The sequence below is a fragment of the Spirosoma pollinicola genome (genome assembly GCF_002831565.1).
In the GTDB taxonomy this organism is placed as follows: Bacteria; Bacteroidota; Bacteroidia; order Cytophagales; family Spirosomataceae; genus Spirosoma; species Spirosoma pollinicola.
On the sequence record NZ_CP025096.1, the window covers coordinates 6,977,069 to 7,001,048 of the forward strand.

20 protein-coding genes are annotated in these 23,980 nt (G+C 47.3%); 9 read left to right on the forward strand and 11 right to left on the reverse strand.

Annotation, left to right across the window (positions count from 1 at the left end; translation table 11 throughout):
• Window positions 1-8: 8 nt before the first annotated feature.
• The 6 genes from accB to CWM47_RS29440 all read right to left on the reverse strand — a co-directional run bounded on the left by accB (window position 9) and on the right by CWM47_RS29440 (window position 4,246).
• Window positions 9-479 carry an acetyl-CoA carboxylase biotin carboxyl carrier protein gene (gene accB, locus CWM47_RS29415; protein WP_100992154.1) on the reverse strand — a complete coding sequence of 157 codons (471 nt, stop codon included), beginning with the start codon at window positions 477-479 and terminating at the stop codon, window positions 9-11.
• A gap of 69 nt (window positions 480-548) precedes the next feature.
• The gene (gene efp, locus CWM47_RS29420; RefSeq protein ID WP_100992155.1) at window positions 549-1,112 is read right to left on the reverse strand and encodes an elongation factor P; all 564 of its coding nucleotides are present in this window, start codon (window positions 1,110-1,112) and stop codon (window positions 549-551) included.
• Between the two features lie 130 nt (window positions 1,113-1,242).
• Entirely contained in the window at window positions 1,243-2,226 is a 984-nt protein-coding gene (locus tag CWM47_RS29425) for a beta-ketoacyl-ACP synthase III (RefSeq protein ID WP_100992156.1), read from the reverse strand.
• 100 nt (window positions 2,227-2,326) lie between these two features.
• Window positions 2,327-3,268: a phosphate acyltransferase PlsX gene (gene plsX / locus CWM47_RS29430; RefSeq protein ID WP_100992157.1), complete on the reverse strand. Its 942-nt coding sequence runs from the start codon at window positions 3,266-3,268 to the stop codon at window positions 2,327-2,329.
• Window positions 3,269-3,413: 145 nt separating this feature from the next.
• A complete protein-coding gene (rpmF, locus tag CWM47_RS29435) occupies window positions 3,414-3,608 on the reverse strand; it encodes a 50S ribosomal protein L32 (RefSeq protein WP_100992158.1) in 195 nt (64 codons plus the stop codon).
• 89 nt (window positions 3,609-3,697) lie between these two features.
• Complete coding sequence (locus CWM47_RS29440) at window positions 3,698-4,246, reverse strand: YceD family protein (RefSeq protein WP_100992159.1); 549 nt, start codon at window positions 4,244-4,246, stop codon at window positions 3,698-3,700.
• Between the two features lie 245 nt (window positions 4,247-4,491).
• Here CWM47_RS29440 and CWM47_RS29445 point away from each other — a divergent pair, with 245 nt between their 5' ends.
• From CWM47_RS29445 to CWM47_RS29460, 4 genes are all read left to right on the forward strand, one after another.
• Entirely contained in the window at window positions 4,492-5,403 is a 912-nt protein-coding gene (locus CWM47_RS29445; RefSeq protein WP_100992160.1) for a DMT family transporter, read from the forward strand.
• Between the two features lie 46 nt (window positions 5,404-5,449).
• Window positions 5,450-5,659 (forward strand): hypothetical protein, encoded by a 210-nt coding sequence (locus tag CWM47_RS29450; protein WP_100992161.1) that lies wholly within the window; start codon window positions 5,450-5,452, stop codon window positions 5,657-5,659.
• A 141-nt stretch (window positions 5,660-5,800) separates the two neighbouring features.
• Window positions 5,801-7,312 carry a S41 family peptidase gene (locus CWM47_RS29455; protein ID WP_100992162.1) on the forward strand — a complete coding sequence of 504 codons (1,512 nt, stop codon included), beginning with the start codon at window positions 5,801-5,803 and terminating at the stop codon, window positions 7,310-7,312.
• Window positions 7,313-7,441: 129 nt separating this feature from the next.
• Window positions 7,442-7,984 (forward strand): 3'-5' exonuclease, encoded by a 543-nt coding sequence (locus CWM47_RS29460; protein WP_100992163.1) that lies wholly within the window; start codon window positions 7,442-7,444, stop codon window positions 7,982-7,984.
• Here the strand turns inward: CWM47_RS29460 and CWM47_RS29465 are convergent.
• Window positions 7,981-11,184, reverse strand: a complete 3,204-nt coding sequence (locus tag CWM47_RS29465) for a ligand-binding sensor domain-containing protein (RefSeq protein ID WP_240625517.1) — start codon at window positions 11,182-11,184, stop codon at window positions 7,981-7,983. The two genes, CWM47_RS29460 and CWM47_RS29465, sit on opposite strands and share 4 nt — an antisense overlap.
• A gap of 234 nt (window positions 11,185-11,418) precedes the next feature.
• Between CWM47_RS29465 and CWM47_RS29470 the strand changes: the two genes are divergently transcribed.
• Window positions 11,419-13,539 (forward strand): prolyl oligopeptidase family serine peptidase, encoded by a 2,121-nt coding sequence (locus CWM47_RS29470; protein WP_100994111.1) that lies wholly within the window; start codon window positions 11,419-11,421, stop codon window positions 13,537-13,539.
• A gap of 69 nt (window positions 13,540-13,608) precedes the next feature.
• On the opposite strand, the gene CWM47_RS29475 is transcribed toward CWM47_RS29470, so the two are convergent.
• Window positions 13,609-14,133, reverse strand: a complete 525-nt coding sequence (locus CWM47_RS29475; protein ID WP_100992165.1) for a hypothetical protein — start codon at window positions 14,131-14,133, stop codon at window positions 13,609-13,611.
• A gap of 290 nt (window positions 14,134-14,423) precedes the next feature.
• Window positions 14,424-14,990 carry a peptide-methionine (S)-S-oxide reductase MsrA gene (msrA, locus tag CWM47_RS29480; RefSeq protein ID WP_100992166.1) on the reverse strand — a complete coding sequence of 189 codons (567 nt, stop codon included), beginning with the start codon at window positions 14,988-14,990 and terminating at the stop codon, window positions 14,424-14,426.
• A 182-nt stretch (window positions 14,991-15,172) separates the two neighbouring features.
• Between msrA and CWM47_RS29485 the strand changes: the two genes are divergently transcribed.
• The 4 genes from CWM47_RS29485 to CWM47_RS29500 all read left to right on the forward strand — a co-directional run bounded on the left by CWM47_RS29485 (window position 15,173) and on the right by CWM47_RS29500 (window position 20,714).
• Complete coding sequence (locus CWM47_RS29485) at window positions 15,173-16,054, forward strand: PPK2 family polyphosphate kinase (RefSeq protein ID WP_100994112.1); 882 nt, start codon at window positions 15,173-15,175, stop codon at window positions 16,052-16,054.
• Window positions 16,055-16,142: 88 nt separating this feature from the next.
• Window positions 16,143-17,024 (forward strand): PPK2 family polyphosphate kinase, encoded by an 882-nt coding sequence (locus CWM47_RS29490; protein WP_100992167.1) that lies wholly within the window; start codon window positions 16,143-16,145, stop codon window positions 17,022-17,024.
• Between the two features lie 256 nt (window positions 17,025-17,280).
• On the forward strand, window positions 17,281-19,728 hold the full coding sequence (locus tag CWM47_RS29495) for a TonB-dependent receptor (RefSeq protein ID WP_100992168.1): 2,448 nt from the start codon (window positions 17,281-17,283) through the stop codon (window positions 19,726-19,728).
• Window positions 19,729-19,811: 83 nt separating this feature from the next.
• Complete coding sequence (locus CWM47_RS29500; protein ID WP_100992169.1) at window positions 19,812-20,714, forward strand: DUF4249 domain-containing protein; 903 nt, start codon at window positions 19,812-19,814, stop codon at window positions 20,712-20,714.
• 65 nt (window positions 20,715-20,779) lie between these two features.
• On the opposite strand, the gene CWM47_RS29505 is transcribed toward CWM47_RS29500, so the two are convergent.
• Window positions 20,780-23,410 carry a T9SS type A sorting domain-containing protein gene (locus CWM47_RS29505; RefSeq protein WP_100992170.1) on the reverse strand — a complete coding sequence of 877 codons (2,631 nt, stop codon included), beginning with the start codon at window positions 23,408-23,410 and terminating at the stop codon, window positions 20,780-20,782.
• Between the two features lie 158 nt (window positions 23,411-23,568).
• Window positions 23,569-23,976, reverse strand: coding sequence for a peptide-methionine (R)-S-oxide reductase MsrB (gene msrB, locus CWM47_RS29510; RefSeq protein ID WP_100992171.1), 408 nt, complete (start codon window positions 23,974-23,976; stop codon window positions 23,569-23,571).
• Window positions 23,977-23,980: the final 4 nt, after the last annotated feature.

Here is a 23,980-nt window from a genome sequence, read left to right on the forward strand (position 1 = left end):
TTCACTATTTAGATGGGTTCTACCAAAAACAGCGGCTGGTCATATTCAACCGGCGTAGCATTCTCAACGAGAACTTTCACAATACGGCCCGATACTTCCGACTCGATTTCGTTGAACAGTTTCATGGCTTCGATAATACAGACCACTTTACCTTCACTCACGCTGTCACCCACCTCAACAAACAAAGGCGAGTCAGGATTAGCTGAGCGATAGAACGTGCCAATCATCGGCGATTTAATGGTAATATAGTTCGACGTATCGGCTTTAGGCGCTGACGGTATTGCAACAGGTGCTGCCGGAACGGCAACAGCCTGTGGTTGGGGCGCCGGAACCTGTGCTACCGGAGCAGGAGCTGCGGTGGGTACGCCAGTACCATAACGCTTAACACTGATTTTCAGATCAGTTGTTTCGATGTTAACTTCGTCTAAACCTGATTGTGAGATGAAGTCGATAAGTTGCTGTATGTCTTGTGTGCTCATAGTTTAGTCGATAAGTTGATAAGTCAGTAAGTCAGGTACATATAATACTTACCAACTAAATAACTAATGTTATTTCACGCGTTCTACATAATCGCGGGTGCGTGTGTCAACCCGGATTTTCTGACCAGATTCAATGAATAGGGGCACCATAATTTTTGCGCCCGACTCTACCTCAACCCGTTTTTTAGGGCTATTGGCCGTATCGCCTTTAACCCCGGGTTCGGCATAAGTCACTTCCAGTTCAACGAAAGGCGGCAACTCACACGAGAGTGGTGTGTCGCTTTCAGCATTAACTAATATTTCAACTTCCTGCCCTTCTTTCATCAAATCGGCTCCTTCTACGATTTTTTCGTCCAGGTTAATTTGATCAAATGACTCTTGGTCCATAAAGTTATAGCCCGATTCGTCTTTGTAAAGGTATTGGAATTTCCGGCGCTCAACCCGAACCGGGTAAATTGTTGCACCCGAATTAAAGGTATTATCTATCACACGGCCCGTTGTCAGGCTCTTCAACTTGGTGCGTACAAAAGCCGCGCCTTTTCCCGGTTTTACGTGTTGAAACTCGGTGATTTGAAAAAGATCGTGGTTGTAGTTAAGAACTAATCCATTACGGATATCTGCGGTCGTTGCCATTGGTTTTTAATGGATGATGATTAATGGATAATGGATAATGAAAGCGAATAAGAATGGCTCTACTACTTGTCTACTAGTGTTAAGCATTACTCATTCGGGGCCGCCCGTGCGGTTCATTATTCATTTAATTTCAGTAGGCCCATTTTACGTATGCGGCTCCCCAGGTAAAGCCACCACCGAACGCTGCCAATACCAGATTGTCACCTTTTTTCAGTTGCGACTCATAGTCGAACAAACAAAGCGGAATAGTGGCCGCTGTAGTATTACCATACTTATGAATATTCATCATGACCTTTTCGGTCTGAATACCCATTCGATGTGCCGTAGCGTCGATAATGCGTTTATTGGCCTGGTGTGGTACCAACCAGGCGACATCATCGCCAGCGAGGTGGTTCCGTTCCATAATCTCAGCCGATACATCGGCCATATTTTTTACGGCGAATTTGAAAACCGATGGGCCGTCCTGATAAACGTAATGCCAGCGTTTTTCGACGGTTTCGTGGGTGGGTGGATAGCGGCTACCGCCCGCTTTCTGAAACAGATGGTTTTGTCCAACGCCATCCGACTTGATAATGGTATCCAGCACACCAAGGCCTTCTGTATTAGGCTCAAGCATCACGGCTCCAGCTCCATCGCCAAATAAAACGCAGGTTGTGCGGTCGGTATAATCCGTAATGGCCGACATTTTATCTGCCCCAACGACAATAACCTTATTGTATTTACCTGACTCGATAAATTGCGTGCCAATCGTGAGGGCATACAGGAATCCGGAACAAGCCGCCTGAATATCGAAACTCCCCACATTGCGAATACCCACCATATCGCAAATCAGATTTGCGGTACATGGAAAAACAAAATCGGGTGTAGTCGTCGCGCAGATCAGCAAATCGACCTCTTCGGGTTTGATGTTCAGTTTTTCGAGCAGCCCTGCCACGGCTTTTGCTCCCATGTGTGAGGAACCCATGCCCTCACCTTTTAGAATATGCCGTTCTTTGATACCGGTCCGGCTAGTAATCCATTCATCATTTGTATCCACCATACGCTCCAATTCGGCATTGGTCAGCACGTAATCGGGAACGTAGCCGTGAACTCCAGTTATGGCAGCTTTACTCATAAGATGATAGTACAGTTATCAGTCAACAGTAGCTGGTGAACAGTTATCAGTGCATCAGATAATCAAAATCTGTTTACTGCTCACTGATACTTGCCCACTCTTAACTGAGTGCCTGTGCAATTTTAGTGTATGCATCGGATTCAACCTGCCGGATGGCTAAGTTGATCATATTTTTGATAGCTAACGGCGATGAAATACCGTGGGCAATAATTACATTTCCGTTAACGCCCAGAATTGGACTTCCGCCAACTGATTCGTAGTTGGTTTTATCCAGAAATTCATCGCTGAGACCTCGTTGTGCGGCCACTTTATAGAAGGACTCACCCAATTTAAACATCGCGTTACCCGTAAAACCGTCCGTAATAATTACGTCGGCATGGCCAGCGAAGAAGTCTCCACCTTCTATATTGCCAACAAAGTTAATTCGGTTATTGTCTTTTAGAAGTTGATGTGCGGCCTGGGCTATCAAGGATCCTTTTTGCTCCTCAGAACCAATGTTCATCAACGCCACACGTGGTTTTTCGATGTTAAACGTACACTGTGCATAGATAGAACCGATTTCGCCAAATTGAGCCAGCATCTCGGGTTTACAGTCGGCGTTGGCACCGATGTCGAGCATAACGGCATACCCACCGGTTAATTGGGGAACGAATCCGGCAATACATGGCCGCAAAATTCCATCAATAGCTTTTACGCTGAATAGAGCCCCAACGTGCATAGCGCCGGTATTCCCCGCGCTGCAAAATGCCTGCACCTTACCCTCTTTCAAAAGTTTAAACCCAACCCCGATACTGGAATTGGGTTTCTGCGAGAGCGCTTTGGTTGGGTGCTCGCTCATATCAATAACATCGTCGGCATTTACCAATTCGATGTTGGCAACTGCACCGGCACTATGTTTGTCAATTAACTCCTGTATTATAGCCTGCTTGCCAATTAGCACAATAGCTACATTCTCCGGCAATTCAGCAGCGGCCATCAACACTCCTTCCACAATTGCTTGGGGAGCAAAATCGCCACCCATTGCGTCCACTGCAATTTTCATTGACTCCGTTTGTTCAATACCTCCCAGTTAAGCTGGACTCTTAATAAATACGCGTAAAAATAGGGAGGTGGCAGGCAATAAAAAAGTATTTCGCGTTCATCTTGGGAAAGACGTCAACGAAATACTTTTCAGAAATAGGTGAGATTTAAGCTGTTTTAGCGTAATTCTCAATAACCATTTGCCCTTTGTAGAACAGATTGCCTTCAAAAACGTGGGCGTGGTGACGCTCGTGTACTTCGCCGGTTTGGGCGTCGGTTGAAAGCGCTACAGGAGTAGCCTTATAGTGCGTTCTGCGCTTATCGCGCCGGGTGCTGGAGTGGCGTCGTTTGGGGTGTGCCATATCAGTTTACAGTTGTCAGTTATACAGTTGCAGAATTCTAAAGTTGGTTGTCAGTAAAACTATACAACACGATAACTTTATCACTCAAATTAATTATCACTCAGTTTTCGCAAAGCGGCCCAGCGAGGATCAATATCCGGCTGGTCGTCTGCATCGTCATTATTCGTTTCTACGCCAGAACTGTAGATAAGTTTTACATCCTGGTCATCGTCATCCTGATCGTCCTCCGCTCGAAAACGGGGGTGAAGCCGCTTCATGGGTAGAGACAGGCTTATGAACTCAAAAATGTAACGGGCTACATTAATCGTTGATGTATTCCGTTCAATGAGTTCAATCTCGTCGCTTAACTCTTCATTGTGATCGCCGAATTTCAGCAACATTGACCGTTGCGTATCGACCAACTCATCATATTCATCGAGGCTGCGGTCGCAGGTCTGCTCAACCGCTCCCACAATATGAAAGTCCAGACGAATCATCGTCTCCGACTTATCGAGCACCAAATGTGTCTGAACATTGCCCGCTTTGATCAATTCCTGTTCAAGCGCGACAAAAAACGAACTATCCGACGTGAAGTCGTATTCGTAGCGTTTGTTGTCAAGACCAACAATGTGAATATCGTATGCGCGTAATGGGTTCACCTCGTATCTCCTCCGCTCCGGTTACCCGGTCAAAAAATAAGACCGCAAAGGTACGAAACGTTTGTTAATCAGGAAAGTGCTGCACCAAAAAAGGTTGCTCCTAATTGATTAATTACCTTGATTACAGCCGTTTTCACTGTAGAATCGCCATGTTATCATCCTAAAGTAGGATTCAGTATTTTCAAAGAGCGTCGGGATTGGTGGAGACAAGGGTTAATGTTCAGCGTTCTTTCAATGAGTAGACTATGCTTTTAACCATTCTCACGATCTCCTCGTTGGCAGTTTTGGTTCGCATTGTGGCCAATCCCCTCTCGAATGTATTTCAGAAACAGTTGACCCAGCGAGCAGCAAATCCATTGTTCGTTACGTCGGTTACCTACGGTATTCTGATGCTGGTTTGTCTTGTCTTTTGGACTCAGCTTCAGTTTACAGGTTTATCGTCCGGATTTTGGTTGAGCATGTTGATCGCCAGTCTGTTTGCTATGTTTGGCAATGTCTTTTTAGTAAAAGCGATGCATATTGGTGATTTGTCGGTGCTGGGTCCAATCAACGCCTACAAAGCCATCGTAGGAATGCTGATCAGCGTTTTTCTTCTCAACGAAGTTCCGGGATGGTGGGGGCTTGTTGGCGTGTTGCTGATTGTAGTGGGCAGTTATGTTGTGCTGAATGACAAAAAACGGCAATCGAATGAATTACCGACGCAGACAAATAAAACCGGACTGTTTCAGCGACCGGAAGTTAAGCTGCGGCTGGCAGCACTGGTGTTTTCGGCTATCGACGGGGCTTTCTTAAAAAAAGCCATTATTCTTTCCACGCCCTCAACTGCATTTTTTTACTGGTGTACATTGGGTTTCGCTTTTACCTTTATCTGGATTCTTCTGACAATGAGAACCACCTGGCGGGTCCAGACAGCTTTACTCCTTTCGCAGAAAAGTACCTACCTTGCCTTATGTATAACTGTTGGTGTGACTCAGATGGCCAGTAACATTGCCCTGGCCAATATGCCCGTTGGCTACGCGCTGGCTTTGTTTCAAACGTCAGCATTGGTGAGTGTTCTGTTCGGTTATCATTTCTTTAGCGAACAGGGTATTCTCCGAAAGCTCATTGGCGCGGGTATTATGGTTGCCGGTGCAGTACTAATTACCGTTCTGGGCTAACATCTTGCCGATTTACGAGTTATCGTTACCTAACTATTTTTCTATTATGGCACAGTATCAACTCGTCGAAAAACACAAAATTGAGCACCACAACGAATACTATGAGGTGCGTACAACACAGGATGATGACCAACCTAAAAGCCTGTTTTTCAGTACAAATGAAGAAAATCTGGAAGAGGTTGCTGCGGCTGTTGTCGCCGAACACCTGCCCGGAGCGAAACACTGGACTGTTATTCCACATCGGAAAGACAATTGAACCACATTATAAAAATTACCGAATACAAAATTTTAATGAAGTCTTAAACAAATATCATTGATTATAGTTGCGCTAAAGTTTATCTTCACGAAACGAATACCAAGAAGCCCTATAGAGTTTCTCTGACCGTAACGTGTACCGATGAAAATTAGCAAGATTCTGCGTTTAGTAAGTTTATTTGTTGGTTTAAGTTGCCAAATTTCACAAGCTCAGGTACTTACGCCTAGTCAGGCCCGTACCGACCTTAGTTATCTAAAACGGAAGCTCGATTTGCTCCATCCAGGCATGGGTTATTACACACCCCACGCCCGGATGGAACAACTATACGACTCCTTATATAATCGTTTGACATCCCCCGTCGACTACCTGACGTTTTTTCATCATGTCAGCCCCTTCGTGGCCGCTATCAAGGATGGCCACACAAACCTGAACCATCGAAAAAATTACATTGGCAAGTCCACCCGATTCTTTCCTTTCTATATTCGATTGGTCGAATCACAGTATTTTATCAGTCATAACGTGTCGTCAGATACGACCCTTCAGCGTGGCACCGAATTGCTGGCGATTAATGGGCGGGCGGTTGCCGATGTGCATGATGAATTGATGAATGCTGACCACTCCGGCTCTGACGGGGATAATCTTACAGGCCGACGCCAGTGGAGTCTGATACAATTTGCCGACTACTATGCGGCCTGGTTTGGCTCGGCAGATTCCATAAAAATCACCTATCGACTGGCAGACGACAGCCTTGTCCGGCAAACGAAGCTAAAATGCCTGACTCTGGACAATTTCCGGCACAGAATACAACGGCGGTATGGTATTGAAACAGACCGGCGTCCCAATTTATCGGTTCGGATGGTCGATACGCTTACGCACACGGCTGTACTGCGCATTTCCACGTTTATGGGCATTAAGAAGAAAGACCCATTTCAGTGGGCCTTCAATCGTCGCTTAAAACGAGCATTCAAACAGATACGGCAGGAAAACGTACAAAACCTGGTGGTCGATATGCAGGGAAATGGCGGGGGTATTGTTATGAACTCAGCGCACTTGCTACGGTACTGGATGCCAAAATCCTTCCGCATAATGGACCATGAGGAAATGAAAAAGGGCGCTCGTGCCGAACTCGTGACGCGCTGGAATCCTTTTTCGGCACTGAACTTCAGTCTGCAATACCGGGATGATAACCGGGGTGGCTTTGCAAGCCGGTTGGCAAACCGACGCTACCGACCCCGGCATCGGGATGCATTTGCCGGGAACCTGTATTTTCTCATGAATGGCGCGTCGTTTTCGGCTACTACGTCGGTACTGGCCAAAACGCTTGATGCAGGTATGGGCACTTTTGTTGGCGAAGCGAGCGGCAGCGCTTATTGGGGCGACTTTGCCGGACATTTCAAAACCGTAACGTTGCCCAATTCCAAACTTCAGGTACGAATTCCACTCAAAAAATTAACGCATGCCGTTGAAACCGAACGGGCAAATGGCTTTACCGTAGAACCGGATTTTATCGTTACACGCAGTTTCGACGACCTTATGCATAACCGGGATTATGTGCTGGATTATACGCTTCGGCTCATTCGCGAGGGTATCGTGGTGCGGCCCGGCGTAGAGAAACAGATGAATCGGAACCGGGCGTTGCAGGCTTCACGTTAAACTCGTACCTTTATATTGTATTCGGTTCATTCATTACGGAACTCGGTGATAAGTATAACCCAGGCAACAGCTTGTCAGACAATTGCCTACTATCACCGACGATCGTAAACGGCCGTAAACTATTCATTTGTGTATTGCATCGTTGACGTTGAAACGACTGGGGGCGTTAAAGGCCCTACTCGCCTTACCGAAATTGCCATCTTCCGCCACGACGGACAGCAAGTGGTTGACTCATTCCATTCACTGTTGAATCCCGGCTGTCTGATTCCTCCGTTTATCCGGCACTTAACCGGTATTTCGAACGAGATGGTGCAGGACTCCCCCACTTTTGCCGATGTTGCCAACGACGTGCTGAACATTACGAAAGACGCCATTTTTGTAGCGCACAACGTTGGTTTCGACTTTGGCTTTATCCAGAAAGAACTAAACTGGCTAGGCCACGATTACTTCCGGCGGACTCTCTGCACAGTGCGTACGAGCCGTAAATTATTGCCGGGTCACCCCTCCTATAGCCTGGGCAAACTTTGCCGTTCTCTTGAGATTCCGCTCAATGGTCGCCACCGGGCGCAGGGCGATGCAGCCGCAACGGTGTTGCTGTTCGAAATGCTGCTGCGAAATGACGCGCAAGGCTTAATTCCCCGCATAACTCCTCACATTGAGTACACCCGCTAATCGGGAAGAAGGCTATTTGTTTTTGATGAGGTTACAGAACGCTTGTTAACCTTACCAATGGGTACGTCGATTGTGGCTTGTACACCCCGCCCCACCTGCGTTAACCAGGTGATCTTTCCTCCTAACATAGCTACCCGCGACTCAATATTTCCGATGCCCAAACCAGCGGCTTTTTTTTGTGTTTGTTCATAGTTGAATCCCCGCCCATTATCCTGATAAATCAGTATGAGCCGGTCGGCCTGCCGTAGCATGTGCAATTCGATCTGATCGGCATAGGCATGTTTCAGCGAATTGCTGAGCAGTTCCTGCGTGATTCGATACAACATCACTTCGATGTCGGCCAGGAAGCGACTGCCTTGCTCGCTTAATTCAATCGGGTCAAATTGGGCATTAACAATACCGCTGGCTGTGATCCGGGAAAACAGTTCCTCAACAGCGGCTATATATCCATGTCGCTCCAGTGTTTGCGGGTTTAGTTTACGAAGCAGGTTTCTAACATCGCCGATGGTATCGTTAATTAACTGGAATATGGTCGTTCTGAGGGCCAGGATAGCGGGTGTTTCGCCGGCTTGCTGCGTCAGTTGAGTCGTATACAGTTTTATGGTGGCTAACCGGGTGCCGATCTCATCGTGTACATCGCGGGCAATATCTTTTTTTACCTGTTCCTGAATATTGTATGACAGCCGAAGCCGATCTTCCTGTTGTTCACGAATAGCATTTTCGCGTTGGCGAACCCACAACCAGATAACGGCCGCCAGCAAAAGAATAGCGAAGAGTACGAACGGCCATTTTTGCCAGAAAGGCGGTTCAATATGGATCATTAATGTGCGTATGTGCTCACTCCAGTGTCCATCCCGATTAGCGGCTTTTACCTGAAAGGTATAATCGCCGGGGGGTAAATTGGCATACCGAACGTAGTTGCGTTCACCGGCCATTACCCAGTGATCATCATAATTCGTTAGTTGATACTGATACACATTATGCCCGTTACTCGCGTAATCGAGGGCTGCAAACTCCAAGGACAGGGTGTTCTGGGTATGCTCAATATCAATACGTTTAGCCTCCCCAACGTAGGTGTTATTAACGAAAGGGACCTCGTTGATGTTCAACGAATAAATATGAACGTAAGGATTAAACGAACTACTCCGAAAGGCATCGGGCACACAGCGATTGAAGCCGTTGACACCCCCAAAGTACAACTCACCCGAAGCTGTTTTTAAAAAAGCGTTGCCATTAAATTCATAACTCTGGAGGCCATCGTTCAATCTAAAATTCTTGATCGTTTGCGTAGCAGGATTAAGTCGGGATATACCCCGATTTGTACTCATCCAAATGTTATTATCAGCATCTGACAGGGATCCATACACGAACGAATTGGCGAGTCCCTGCTGCTCTGTATACAAATGAAACCGGTTTGTTTGATCTGTTAATGCAACCAGACCTCTATCGCATGAAAGCCAAATTGTTTGCTTGCTATCGTCTGGCCGGATGTTAAGCACCATGTACCCTTTCAAACCCGATTTAACGAGTTTCCAGGGTTTTGTTGGTTGATTTACCCCCGGCATTTGGTAGCAATAATACCCGTTCAGAAAAGTACCAACCCAAAGTCGTCCATTGGTGGTATCATACGAAAGACTAAAAATATTTTCGCCTTCAAGAACGGGCACTTTTGACCAACGGCGCCGGGCTGTGTTCAGCGCATATAGCCCTCGCTCGGTGGCAGCAATCAGTGTCGTGTCAGAAATACTAACCATGGTTCGCACATAGTTATCCTCTACCAAACTAGCTGTAGATGAAGCAAATAGAATGGGGTCGAATGTTTTCGTTGTAGGCTTATAGGCCAGTACCCCTCCCGTAACACCCACCCAAATACGCCGTTTTGGGTCACGATACAAACTTTTAATGGTTGTTTGAGCAAGGCTGCGTGTCAATGATGAGCGAGTCAGGTATCGGTCAACGAGCCGATTGCTGCGTGGGTCAATAATATTGATTCCGTTTTCGGTAAGTACCCAGAGCCGATCGAACCGCTCCTCCAGAAAACCCCGAATCGAGTAATTATTTAGTTTCTGCCTATCGGGTAATGTATCGGTAGCCAACCGTTTTACCATACCCCCAAACAAAAAAGCATCGGGTAAAATACGAGCCAGTCCGTTGGGGTCTGTATTTGCCCAAATTATACCCAGATTATCCACATACACCTTACTGATTTTGAATTCATTCAACTGATGGGTATTGTTCGTAAAATCATTTACCCTGCCAAACAGGCGCGTCCGCTTGTCGAAATACAAAACGCCATCATCCTGCGTACCGAGCCAGATTCGCCCGCGTTGATCCGGCGCGATGCTGTAAATGGCACTAATGGGTTTTGTACCCACAGTTGCGTATATCTGTGACGTCTGTTTGCGGTAATCAAAGCGAATCAGGCCTGCTTTGGTGCCAATCCAGGCGATATCGTCGGTGTCGATAAAAAAAGAGAACACGACTTGCGCCGAGCCAACTTGATTGTTCGGATCACGGCTAAAGTAATGTGACAGGGTTTTGTTCCGAATAGTATACCGCATAAGGCCCGTTGGGGAATGCAGCCAGATATCGCCCGTTGGCGTCCGCACCGTCGAACTTTGAAGGTCGTATTCTTTTGTCGGATGAAGGTCGGGCGACAGTATGGTTTTATGCCCCGCCCTATAGTCGAAGCGTACCAGTCCTTCAGCATCGCTGAGGTACAGCAACTCTGTTTGATTGACAAAAAACGGCAACGTTCGGCTGGCCAGTTGTTTCTCTTTACGAGTACGATCACTGATAAAAAAACAGTCGAATCGATCCCGCTGGCGGTCATAGCGATTTAGGCCCTCTTCGGTACCAATCCATAAATTACCGTCGGGGTCTTCGATTATACCAAAAATATTGATGCCTCGGATAGAGCCTGTCAGAACAGCGCCATTTTTGCCTAAGGCCGGTCGGAAGGTGCGAAAATGATGCCCATCGTAGCGATTCAGGCCATCCTGCGTGCCAAACCACAGAAACCCCCGGCTATCTTTCAGCATGTAATAGACAGACCCCTGCGTTAGTCCGTCATTTACACCAATGTGATCGACCCGAAAAACGGGGGCGTTAGCAGACAAACTTGTTTGTGCCAATGCACCCCATGTGAATAGAATACAAATGCAAAATTGAACATAGATGCTATATAGAATTCGCATCATTAACAAGTACGGTTACAGGAAGGATACTGTAAATGAGCTACCTATTTGGCTAATATCCAAGCTAGTCTGCCGATAAATATGATTAGTCGCTTTCCACTCCTTCGAAACACGACTCTGTGTACACGCGCACTTCATTTGGTTTTTAACGCTTGTGGCTGTAACTAGTCAGGCATTTCATCCTTTCTTAACCACTATTCCTGTATGCGTTTTTTTCATTTTATCCGACCGCTTCTTATGTTGAGTTCAACAGTAGTACTGGGCCAAACGACCAATCCTATAGCCTATCCCGTTGCCCGAAAAACGAATCAGGTAGATACCTATCATGGCACCCAGGTAGCTGACCCATATCGCTGGCTGGAAGACGATCGATCAACAGAAACCGCCGATTGGGTAAAAGCCGAGAATAAAGTTACGTTCGACTACCTGGCCCAAATCCCCTACCGAAAGCAGTTTCAGGACCGGCTGGAACAGGTGTATAACTACCCGAAATACTCAGCCCCAAGTCGTAAGGGGAGCGGTCCGACGGGTCGGTGGTTCTATTTCTCAAAAAACGACGGGTTGCAGAATCAGGCCGTCTTGTACCGGCAGAAGGGTCTTGACGGTAAGCCTGAGCTAGTTATCGACCCGAACAAACTATCGGCGGACGGCACCACGCGGCTGGGTGCGTTTTCGCTATCAAAAGATGGTAAGTATGCGGTAGTTGGCTTGTCGAAGGGAGGTTCCGACTGGCAGGAGTACCAGGTGATGGAACTGGCTACCAAAACGTATTTAGCCGACAAAATCGAATGGGTAAAAATATCGGGAGCTGCCTGGCAGGGCGACGGCTTTTATTACAGCCGATACCCAAAACCGGAAGGCAGTGCACTGGCGGCTAAAAATGAGAATCATCAGGTGTATTTTCATAAACTAAACACCCCGCAATCGGCCGACCGGCTGGTGTATGAAGATCCGCAACATTTGCAGCGGTTCCATATTGTCAGCACGACAGACGATGAACGATTTGCTCTATTATCCATCAGCGATCGCGGACAGGGGAAAGACGGTAATTCGTTGCTCTTTATTGATGCAAAATCTACCAATAAAACCTTTGAACCCGTTGTTTCTGAAATCACCAATTTCAGCTATGGTGTTATCGACAACGATGGCGACCGGCTTCTGATTTTAACCAACGAAAAAGCGCCGAACAGTAAAGTCATAGCGTTCGACACGAAGAAACGGGCCTTTACAACACTCATCCCGGAGAAACCGGAGCCCATTGCCGAAAATAGTGTTAGTGCAGCCGGAGGCAAGTTATTTGTTGAATATGCTAAAGATGTGACCTCGAATGTGGAGATTTTTGATTATTCCGGGAAGTCAGAAGGAACGGTCAAACTACCTGCCATAGGCTCTACAAGCGGATTTGGCGGTGAAAAAGACGACAAATTCGTTTTCTATACGTTCACGTCTTTCACCTTTCCGCCCACAATTTACCGATATGATATTGCCACTCGGAAAAGCACTGTTTTCCGGGCGCCTGAAGTGGATTTTAACCCCGCCGATTACGAGACGGAGCAAGTCTTTTATACCAGTAAGGATGGGACCAAAGTGCCCATGTTCCTGACGTATCGCAAAGGACTTAAACTCGACGGTACAAATCCGACATTGTTATATGGATACGGCGGTTTTAATGTCAGTCTACCACCAGCCTTTAGCCCCTTTCGAATTCCATTTCTGGAACAGGGTGGTGTTTACGCACAGGCTAATTTACGGGGTGGCAGTGAATATGGCGAAAAATGGCACGAGCAGGGAATGAAGCTAAAAAAGCAAAACGTTTTTGATGATTTCATAGCTGCTGCCGAATTTCTGATTGCTAGGAAATACACGAGTCCAGCTAAACTGGCCATTCAGGGTGGGTCCAACGGGGGTTTGCTGGTTGGCGCGGTGATGAACCAACGGCCCGAACTGTTCCGGGTGGCCATTCCGCAGGTGGGCGTTATGGATATGCTCCGGTTTCATAAGTTCACCATCGGCTGGAACTGGATTGCCGACTATGGCAGCAGCGACAATGCTGATGAGTTCAACGCGCTTTATGCCTATTCGCCAATTCAGAACCTCAAACCCGGCATCAACTACCCGGCCACGCTAATCACCACCGCCGACCACGACGACCGTGTTGTACCGGCTCACTCGTTTAAATACGCGGCCACTCTACAGGAAGTCTACAAAGGGCAAAACCCGGTCCTGATTCGGATTGACACCAACTCGGGTCATGGAGCCAGCAACACCAAAAAGAATATCGAAACCGCTGCCGATATATACGCCTTTATCCTCTGGAATATGGGCGTGAAGAGTTTGAAGGAAGTAGCGAGCAAGTAATTCAGTTTACATACAGAAAAAGGCCATCTGACAATCAGATGGCCTTTTTCTGTATAAAATACGTTTCGACTACAGCTTAAACGTTACCCCTAGCATTAACGGAGCAATACCGCTGCCTAACTCAGCGAAGCCGCCTATTTTCTCACTAAAGAAGTACCGTCCACCAATGTGAACAGGAACAAAAATACCGCTACCAAAAGCACTGCCACTATAAATACTATTGCTATATGAAACGCTTTCGTAGCCTAGTCCTAAACCTGCATACAAATCAGCCTTATCTGTACTTAAGTTCAAAATTTCATTGAAGTGATATGAAGCCCGCGCAGCAAAATACAGGTAGTTTATTTTATCGTTATAGCCAATATAGCCATAATTAAAACTACGATAGGCCACTTGCCCACCTACCGTAATATTCGGTGCAACACCAAAGTCAGCTGAAGCTCCGAAGGCTATACCGCCTGCACTAGAATAACCACCTACGCCAATACCGAGGTTGATGAGTTTTGTGCCTTTGTCAACGGCAAGTTGTGCAAACGATTGAGTTCCGGCTAACAGGCCAAGAACCAGCAAAATAGAAAAGTGGATTTTTTTCATGTGACAAAACTGATTATGTTAAAATTTGAGACAAAGAAAGCGCGAAACCGTGGGGCCACCAAGTATAAATATACTTCACTTATTAATCGGTCATATAGTGTAACTACCGCAACACGCTATAAACCTAGCAAACTCACTGTAATTTATAAATATGCTAAGTAAAATTTTCATATTAAAAAGACAACATTTAAATTACTGTTTTGCATCAGTTGTATAAATAACTCTTATCATAAAAAAAGACAACTCCTATGGAGTTGCCTTTTTCAAAAAACCGTTAATCTAGCTTCCTGTTAATGAAGCACTTGAGTCTTCAATTTCTCTTTAAACACTTTCTTGAACTTGTCGACCTTGGGGGCAATTACAAATGCACAATACCCCTGGTTAGGGTTATTGGCAAAATAACTTTGGTGATAGGCTTCTGCTTCATAGAAAGTTTCGGCAGGACTGATCTCCGTAACGATGGGTTTATCATACGCACCGGATTTGTCCAGTTCAACTTTAGCGGTTTCGGCCAGTTGCTTCTGTTCGTCGTTGTGATAAAAAATCACCGACCGGTACTGAGTACCGACGTCTTCGCCCTGGCGATTCAGGGAAGTTGGATCGTGGCTGCGGAAAAACGCTTCCAGTAATTCCTGATAGGTAATTTTGGCCGGGTCATACGTTACCTCCACGCACTCGGCATGACCGGTTGTGCCAGTGCATACTTCCTTGTATGTCGGGTTTGGTTTCTGACCTCCTTCATAGCCGGATACAGCACCAATAACACCGTCCAGTGATTCATATAAAGCCTCTGTGCACCAGAAACAGCCGGTACCAAAGGTTGCTTTTGCCAGATTCTCGGATTGATTTGTGGTCATAAAATTTGATCTAGTTTGCGTTAGCGGTTGTGTGTGCCCCTTCAACCCAAAAGCCGAAGCAAGCCAGCTTACCAACCGGACAACTTGTTTGCGACCTGAGTCGCAACCATTCGTTAGGTTTGTGGTTGTAAAGTAATTCAAATAACATAACTGACCTGCGTAAAGTTTGCGCCCCCGTGCCTGTGAAAGACTTCGATACTGACCGTTTTCGCTATGATGGCGATAAAGCCTTTAAAATCAAAAAAGCACCCACCAAAGTAGATGACCTCTACGAAGATGATGAACATTACGAAGCATTGCTTCGGCAACAGGCTGCCGATATCGACAAATGGCAGGAGCGTATGTATGCCACCAATCGGTATGGCTTGTTAACTATTTTTCAGGCGCTTGATGCCGCCGGGAAAGACGGCACTATCCAGAATGTGTTTACGGGTACCAATCCGACCGGCGTGCAAGTCTATTCATTCAAACGCCCAACAGAACAGGAACTGGATCATGATTTTCTGTGGCGCTCCTGGCGCGAACTGCCCGCACGAGGTAACATCGGCATTTTCAACCGGTCGTATTACGAAGAAGTACTGGTCACAAAGGTTCACCCCGAAATCCTGACGGAGAGTCAACGCCTGCCTGATAAAACCACCGACGACCTGGATAAACTCTTCAAGCATCGCTATGAGGCTATCTGCAATATGGAGACCTTTCTGTACAGGAATGGCTTTTCGACGGTCAAATTTTACCTACATGTTTCCAAAAAAGAACAGGCAGATCGGCTGATAGCCCGTATCGAAGACCCTGAAAAAAACTGGAAATTTGAAGAGGGCGATGTGAAAGAACGTGAGTTCTGGGATGACTATCAGGATGCTTACGAACAATGTATCAATGCAACCGCTACAGACAAGGCTCCCTGGTACATAATTCCGGCAGATGACAAGAAAAATATGCGTTTGCTGGTAGGACGAATCATCATTGATGAACTCAAGAAACTACATATTTCAGATCCGGAACCCGATGAGGACCGGTTTAAAGCCTTACAGAAATTGATTCCTATTATAAAGGCACAGTAATCTCAATGCGGCAGGAAAGCCGTGATTTCCTTGTCGTCTAAATCACGGCTTTCCTGCCACCTAACGACAGGCCGGACGCTTTATACAAATGAAAAAACTCAACACAACCGCATTTCGGTACGATGGAAAACGGCCGTTTTCGAGCAAGGATGCCCCAACGCTCATCGACCCTTTTTATACCGACGAAGCCGACCAGAGTCGCCAGTTAGATGAACTGGCCGAGCGCATGGATCAGGCGCAAAACCGGATGCATGCCGATGAGCAGTATGGCTTGCTGGTTGTGTTTCAGGCTATGGACGCTGCCGGGAAAGATAGTATTATTCGGCGGGTGTTTAAAGGCGTTAATCCGTCGCGGTTTCAGATAGCTCCTTTCAAGAAACCGGAAAAAGAGGATTTGAAACACGACTTTTTGTGGCGTTTCTGGCAAGAGTTGCCTGAACGAGGCATTATTGGCGTATTCAATCGCTCGTATTACGAAGAAGTACTGGTACTGCGGGTGCATCCAGAGCGTTTGCAGGAGCAGTCCATTCCCCAAAACCTGCTACCAACGAACGAGAAAACACTCTGGAAACAACGTTTCGGCGATATTGTCCACTTTGAAGATTATCTGTTCCGTAACGGTTTCCCAATTGTGAAATTTTATCTTCACGTAGCAAAGGAAGAACAGGGAAAACGACTTGTAGCGCGGTTGGAAGACACCGAAAAACAGTGGAAATTCAGCGAGAATGATTTGAAAGAGCGTGAGTTTTGGGACGACTATTTACGGGCTTATGAAGACACGATCAATGCAACCGCAACCCAACAAAACCCCTGGTATGTGATTCCGAGCGATGACCGGGTTAATCAACAGCTTATCATCGCGCATATTCTAACTGAACTACTGGAATCACTGCCCGTGCATTTTCCCAAAACCGACAGCAAGGAAGCGCAGAAATTGATTAAACAGATCAAGAAACAGGATGGTAAATAAGCTGCAAAGAACACAATGTTTTATGATTAGTATGATTTTACGAAAAGATCGCAAGCTATCATAAACGTCATAAATATCTGTGTTCCATCATATCAGCAGCTTTTCGATTATTAGTTTTATCCTATATGGCGTGCCGTTCAGCCTTGTATTTAGGTGCTTCATCTATTTTTCATCTATAGTTACTACAGCCCTACGTACTTTTGCGTCAGCGATCTGAAACCACTATCGTGTGGCTAAATCGCTTATTGATAACGCAATGAAACATACGATACCACTTTGGCTGTGCGGCCTTTTTATTTTTCTCCTGCCGCTACAAGCCAGCAAAGCGCAGGGATCGCTGAGTACCAATACAATTGGCAGTACACCGCAAAAAGGTGTTCGGGCGGCAGGGCTGACAATCAGCGGCTATATTAAAGACGCCGTAAACGGCGAGGGGCTGATTGGCGTGTCTGTTTATGTGAAAGAAACGGGTACGGGCGCCGTAACAAACAGCTATGGTTTTTATGCCGTTACGTTGCCAGCGGGCAACTACAATCTGGTTATCAGCTATGTTGGCTATGCCAAGCAAGCCCGAACAATTGACCTTGTCGACAAGAACATACGACTTGACCTTGAGTTGAGCCAGGAAGGTAAAGAGCTTCAGGAGGTTGTTGTATCGTCGAAACGGGAGGACGATAACGTCAAAAATATTGAAATGAGCGTAAACCGGATCGACGTAAAAACGCTGCAACGGATTCCGGCGCTACTCGGTGAGGTCGATGTTATCCGGAGCATCCAATTACTGCCGGGGGTATCGACGGTGGGCGAAGGCGCAACCGGGTTTAACGTTCGTGGAGGCAGTATTGACCAAAATCTGGTGTTACTCGATGAGGCCCCGGTTTATAATTCTTCCCACTTGTTCGGTTTCTTTTCAGTCTTTAATCCCGATGCGGTGAAAGACGTGAAGCTGATTAAAGGCGGTATTCCGGCAAATTACGGCGGTCGGATTGCGTCGATATTAGATGTCCGCCTGAAAGAAGGTAACGCAAAAAAACCGGAGCTGAACGGAGGTATTGGCCTTATCTTCAGCCGATTGTCCTATGAACGTCCTTTGTTTAAGGGAAAAGGTTCATTTATTGTAGCCGCCCGACGCTCCTACGCCGATATTCTGGCTCAGCCGTTTTTGAATAAAGATCTAAAAGGGGCCAAGTTCTATTTTTACGACCTCACGGCAAAAGCCAATTACCACATCAACGATAAGAACACCGTGTTTATATCCGGCTATCTTGGCCGCGATGTGTTTGGTTCTGACTTTGGCTTCAACTGGGGAAACACAACGTTGTCGACCCGCTGGAATCACGTGTTCAGCGACCGGCTCTTTCTGAATACGACGGCCTATTACAGCAACTACGATTATTCGCTGAATACTGACCTGAAACAAAAAACACCAAATGATTACTTCCGAACAGATTCGCGCATTGTTGACTATAGTCTAAAGCCCGACTTTTCACTGTTTCTCGGCAAAAACACGATTACCTTTGGCGGACAGGCAATTATCCATGATTTTCAGCCCGGAACGGCTACGGCCGCCAGTGCGGGCAGTGTACGCTCGTTTGGTCTGGTCAACAAGCGTGCCCTCGAAGCGGCACTATATGTAGGCAATGAACAGCAGTTAACGCCCAAACTGCAACTCCAGTATGGGCTGCGCTATTCAATGTTCCAGTATGTTGGCGCGGGCGAGGCCTACACCTTTGCGACGGATGTGCCCGCTGGAACACGACGTCCAGTGCTTTCTACGCAGACATACAACACGGGGGATGTTATCCAGACTTATGGCAACTGGGAGCCCCGTTTTGCAGCCAAATACGAACTCAACAGCAACAGCTCGTTCAAGATGAGTTATAACCGGCTGGCGCAATATATCCATCTGATTTCCAACACAACAGCCTCAACACCACTCGATATCTGGACCCCATCGACCAATAATATCAAACCGCAGATTGGCGATCAGGTTGCCGGTGGTTTCTTCAAAAACTTTGGTCGGTCGAATGGTGCAGGCAGCGAATTTGAGGCATCGGTAGAGGTTTATTATAAATGGCTACAGAACCAGATTGACTACATCGACGGTGCCAGCCTCATCCTGAATAAATACCTCGAAGGCGATTTGATCAGTGGAAAAGGCCGCGCTTATGGAGCCGAGTTTTTCGTTAAACGAAATACGGGTGTAGTCAATGGATGGATTAGTTATACGTTGGCTAAAACTGAGCGGCAGGTATCGGGAATCAATAACGATAACTGGTATCCAACACGTTACGACAAACGTCATACCTTAACGTCGGTTCTATTAATTGATCCGTCCAATGCCAAACGCTGGAACTTCTCGGCCACGTTTACCCTGGCCAGCGGTACCCCCGGCACGTTCCCAACGAACCGGTTTGAATATGCGGGCTACGTGGTACCGCAAAACACCGACAATTCCCGCAATAATTACCGCATTCCGGCCTACCATCGGCTCGATCTGGCGGCAACGTTACAGGGCCGGAAACGTCCCGGAAAACGGAAAGAGGATAATTGGGTTTTCTCAGTTTATAACGTTTATGCCCGAAAAAACCCGTTCTCGGTGTATTTCCAGGCCAACGCCGATAATCCGCGCGTGACCGAAGCAATTCGATACTCGGTGTTTGCGACGCTGATTCCGTCGGTGACGTACAATTTCAAATTTTAGCAACGCCTTTTGGCGAGCTAGTCGATTAGTGTAGCTCTATTAAGATATTCATAAATACCCGACCGAGACGGTCGGTACTACATATGCAACGGTATTTTATTCTTTTATTTTTTCTGGCTACGGGTGCGGGCTTAACCAGTTGCACGACAGTCATTGATGCTAAATTAGACACAGGCCCGATCCAGTTGTCGGTAGATGGCACATTGACCGATCAACCCGGCCAGCAAACGATTCGACTAACACAAACGGCAGCCTATTTCGATAGTAGTACGCCAACGCCCGCTACCAGTGCAACGGTTACTGTAGTGGATAATGTCGGTAAAACGTATCCGTTTTCGGACCCCGATAATGATGGTTACTACGTGTGGCAGCCAACGGGTAAAGACACGCTTGGGCATATAGGGCGCACCTATCAACTTACCATTGCCTATCAGGGAGATACCTACAAAGCCAGCTCGAAAATGAACCCTGTTCCGCCCGTCGATTCGCTCATTTTTGTCAAGAGAAAGCTTAATCCGCTGTCTAAAACTGAAGGGTATCGGGCGGAGTTTTATGCGGTCGATATCCCAAACGAGGTTGATTATTATCGCATTCGATTCTTCAGAAACGGAGAATTACAGAGTGAACCGAACAACATTATCACATCACAGGACGGCGCGTTTCGGGGGGCAAGCACGGTCACGGATGGCTTAACGTTTATTGTTCCCATTCGGCGGTCTATCAATCCAGACAGTTTGTATGCGCTTAATGATGTTGTGAAGGTCGAAGTACAATCTCTCACGTTAGATGCCTTTGACTTCTGGCAGCTACTCCGAACGCAGATCACGAACGGAGGGTTGTTTGCTACGCCTTCGGTAAATGTTCCAACTAATATTAGTAACACCAACGCCAACGGCCGGAAAGCAACGGGCTTCTTTATCACCTCGGCCGTGCGAAGCCGAACAGCGACAGTAAACGATGCCAATATTCGAGTGCGAGAAGATTAAGTTGCTTTCGAGAAGCGAGGCTCCAAAGCAGCCTAACACAATATAATCCAAAATAACTTTATTCTTTACTTCGCCACGATCACTTTTTGGGTCAGCACTTGATCACCAACGGTCAGCCGAAGAAAATATAAACCTGCTGCCAGGTGACTGAGGTCGAGTGATTCGCTTAGTTTCCGACTATTCACATTGACTATTTTCTCGTGAAGAACCTGCCCGGTTTGGGCGACAACATTAAGTTTCACATGGGTAACGGCATTGAGCAATGTGGCTTCCAACTGTAATAGGCCGGTCGTAACTGGATTGGGGTAAACGCTGAATATACTGGCACTGATTGGCTCAACTCCCAGCACAATGGGGGCGGGAGGAGCCTGAATACGAAGATTATCAATAGCCCAACCCCAGCCGTAAGCCAATTGATCGGCCAGTAACCGAAAGCGAATCAGAATCTGGTCGCCCGCCCGAAAAAGGGTTTTCTGGTTTAGCAGAGGTATATCCCGATGCCGGTACAACGCCGGAACGCCTACCCTCGTTGAGTTTTGTTCACCCACCGCCCCAGTCGCCATGCTACTTTTGTAGGCGTTCAGCCAATCGGTTTTATCCGCCGAGCTATAGCCATCGAGTAGCGGCTTCCACGTCAACCCATTGTCGGCAGAGCCTTCTACCACAACATAATCATAGAAATTTTTATCCCCTGGCTTACTGCCGGCGTCACCCGGCTCCACCAACACGATCTCGTCGAATCGAATAACGGCACTATCGGGGTTGGCTTTTATCCGAATGGGCGACAGCAGTACGTACTCAGCATTGCTTTGGCTCTGAAAATCGGTACCGTTCCGGTATGGATGTTCCGAGTGAATAGCCGGGTCGCCAAATCCGGCGGGTGTAGTCTGGCTGAAACCATAGCTCACAAAATCGCTGGCTGTGGCGGCATCGCTAAAGGTGTTTATATATTGATCGCGAACTGCCTGCTGCGCGACAACAGTCAGTGCATAATAGCCAGTTGCTGGACTGATAGCCTGGTTTTTGGCTTTTGATGAATCCCTCGCCACAATTCGGTACGTAATCTTATCCCCTACCTTGAGCGAATTTGCCGGAAAGTCGAGCCGGCTTACATAAACGCTATCATACGTGGTATTATTCACCGTTTGGCGGCTGTATCGCAACGGGCGGTTTGCCTGTGCCACCCCATTTACCTGATACTCGACATAGGCTGCGCTCAGGCCACTTCGGTCGTCGGTAATGCGGGCATAGATGGGTAAGCTGTCGGTTACTGCCCTCGAAAAAATACTATTTTTCGAGGGGCTGTATTGGATCGTTGGGGGCGTATTATCGGGGCCAATGTGTATTTGATACCAGGCTTGTGCGCCATTCATCAGCTTACCCGGATTTGTAAACGTGCGTCCCGAGGCATCCTGCGCCTGAAAATAGTACCAGATATCGCCCTGTGCCTGTGCCGCCGGGAGGGTGTATTGATAGGTATCCGTTGTTCCTAATCGGCTTGGCGATACGGTCGTGGCTACTGTATCTTTCGCTGTCGGAGCCGTTTTGCGGTAAACCAGCCGGACCGAATTGGCGGTCAGAACCGTATCGCTAATAACCCGAACAGTGAACACAAAGTCTTTGACCTCTTCAGAATTCAGGATTGGCTCGTGTAGTACCGATGTCGTTTTCCATTCCAGATCAGTAAAGAAGGCCAACACCAGGGGACCGGGCGTGTGAATCGACTCAGCCCGCCCCAGCGAACTGGTCATCAGCGAGTTGATATCACCCGTAGGATAGGTCTCTTCACGTAAGTGATAAATACTTGTCGACCGATCGAACTGGGCTGGTGCATTTAGCCTCATTTTCTGGCCGGTTTGCTGACGTAAAATCGTTCCATTCAGAAATAGATCGCCCCCCGTTAATTGGCGGTTCAAGGGAATCGAGTTATTCGGATAATCGGTTTGCGATGTTACCAGTCGCTGTCGAAGGCCATTTTCAATAAAGTGGTCGTACACCGATGGCAGGTCGGCCAGGTATTGACCATCGCTCTGATCACCCTTATCACTTTTAACATTAAAGAAACCAATGAATCCTAATCCATGCGTCAGTTCATGCAACACCGCCGTTACCAGATCGGTCTGGCCTTTTGGGGTTTTCCCGTCTGTGCCGTAGTACCAGTCATTATTCCGGTTAAAATCGGCAATAATATCAGGATCGGTAGGGTTGTTAAGCTGGCGTCGGGCAATTTTCTCGGCCAGTGCCACCGGATAAAACGCGCGGGCTTTCTGACCACCATCAAAGCTATACTGATAGGACGCCGGCCCGGCAGAACCCAGTAAATTAGGCTCCTGCGAGACCCAATTTGCCTGGATTCGAATAGGCACCGACGACACAATCAGCGTCGACCAAATATCTACGGCATACTGAAAGGCTCGCTGTGCTTCGGGGGTAAAATTTCTGTAGGTAACAATAAATTGGGCCGTAGGGGCCATTGGGCGGCCTGATGGACTGTTACGTTTGAGGAAATCATCGGGCGCGGGTATGCGCGACGGAGCATCATAGCCCGTTGAATAATAGCTACTTGTTGAGCCCGGCAGCGATTGGCTTGTCGGTTTCGTCAATAACTCATGCAGGGCTGATGTCTGCGCCAGCCCGGGATTCACGCTCAGTAGTCCGATTGCCAAAACCAATCGGGATACAGTCCAATAATTCATACGAACAGCTACAAGTCGGTCAAGTCGGTTTGTTAACGACACAAAGTTCAGGGCTAAACGGTCACTAATGGCACAAAAAAAGGGCCGTTTAGTAGTAAAACGGCCCACAATATGGGAAGATAATCGATTACAAAGCCAATCGGCAGGAGAGCCGCAATTTATTCGGCATCAGCGGTACGCTTCAATACCAGCGAAACGGAATTTAGGCAGTAACGAAGACCGCCCGGCGGAGGGCCATCATTAAAAACGTGCCCCAGGTGGGCATCACAAATGTTGCACAGCACCTCAACGCGCGACATGCCGTAGCTGTTATCTTTTTCCAGCCGAACACGCTCTTCTTCGATGGGCTCGGTAAAACTGGGCCAACCCGTTCCTGACTCAAACTTGGTTTTCGATTCGAATAATTCCGTACCACAGCATACGCAGGCATAGGTGCCGGGCTCGTGGGCTTCGCAATACTCGCCCGAAAAAGCCCGCTCGGTCCCTTTTCCCCGCGCTACCCGATATTGTTCTGGTGTCAGTTGCTGCTGCCACTCTGCGTCAGATTTAATAACTTTCTGAATCATAGTC

Coding starts and splice junctions, on each gene's coding strand:
- accB (WP_100992154.1), bottom strand. CDS start 479: ATGAGCACACAAGACATACAGCAACTTATCGACTTCATCTCACAATCA.
- efp (WP_100992155.1), bottom strand. CDS start 1,112: ATGGCAACGACCGCAGATATCCGTAATGGATTAGTTCTTAACTACAAC.
- CWM47_RS29425 (WP_100992156.1), bottom strand. CDS start 2,226: ATGAGTAAAGCTGCCATAACTGGAGTTCACGGCTACGTTCCCGATTAC.
- plsX (WP_100992157.1), bottom strand. CDS start 3,268: ATGAAAATTGCAGTGGACGCAATGGGTGGCGATTTTGCTCCCCAAGCA.
- rpmF (WP_100992158.1), bottom strand. CDS start 3,608: ATGGCACACCCCAAACGACGCCACTCCAGCACCCGGCGCGATAAGCGC.
- CWM47_RS29445 (WP_100992160.1), top strand. CDS start 4,492: ATGCTTTTAACCATTCTCACGATCTCCTCGTTGGCAGTTTTGGTTCGC.
- CWM47_RS29450 (WP_100992161.1), top strand. CDS start 5,450: ATGGCACAGTATCAACTCGTCGAAAAACACAAAATTGAGCACCACAAC.
- CWM47_RS29455 (WP_100992162.1), top strand. CDS start 5,801: ATGAAAATTAGCAAGATTCTGCGTTTAGTAAGTTTATTTGTTGGTTTA.
- CWM47_RS29465 (WP_240625517.1), bottom strand. CDS start 11,184: ATGATGCGAATTCTATATAGCATCTATGTTCAATTTTGCATTTGTATT.
- CWM47_RS29470 (WP_100994111.1), top strand. CDS start 11,419: ATGTTGAGTTCAACAGTAGTACTGGGCCAAACGACCAATCCTATAGCC.
- CWM47_RS29475 (WP_100992165.1), bottom strand. CDS start 14,133: ATGAAAAAAATCCACTTTTCTATTTTGCTGGTTCTTGGCCTGTTAGCC.
- msrA (WP_100992166.1), bottom strand. CDS start 14,990: ATGACCACAAATCAATCCGAGAATCTGGCAAAAGCAACCTTTGGTACC.
- CWM47_RS29490 (WP_100992167.1), top strand. CDS start 16,143: ATGAAAAAACTCAACACAACCGCATTTCGGTACGATGGAAAACGGCCG.
- CWM47_RS29495 (WP_100992168.1), top strand. CDS start 17,281: ATGAAACATACGATACCACTTTGGCTGTGCGGCCTTTTTATTTTTCTC.
- CWM47_RS29500 (WP_100992169.1), top strand. CDS start 19,812: ATGCAACGGTATTTTATTCTTTTATTTTTTCTGGCTACGGGTGCGGGC.
- CWM47_RS29505 (WP_100992170.1), bottom strand. CDS start 23,410: ATGAATTATTGGACTGTATCCCGATTGGTTTTGGCAATCGGACTACTG.
- msrB (WP_100992171.1), bottom strand. CDS start 23,976: ATGATTCAGAAAGTTATTAAATCTGACGCAGAGTGGCAGCAGCAACTG.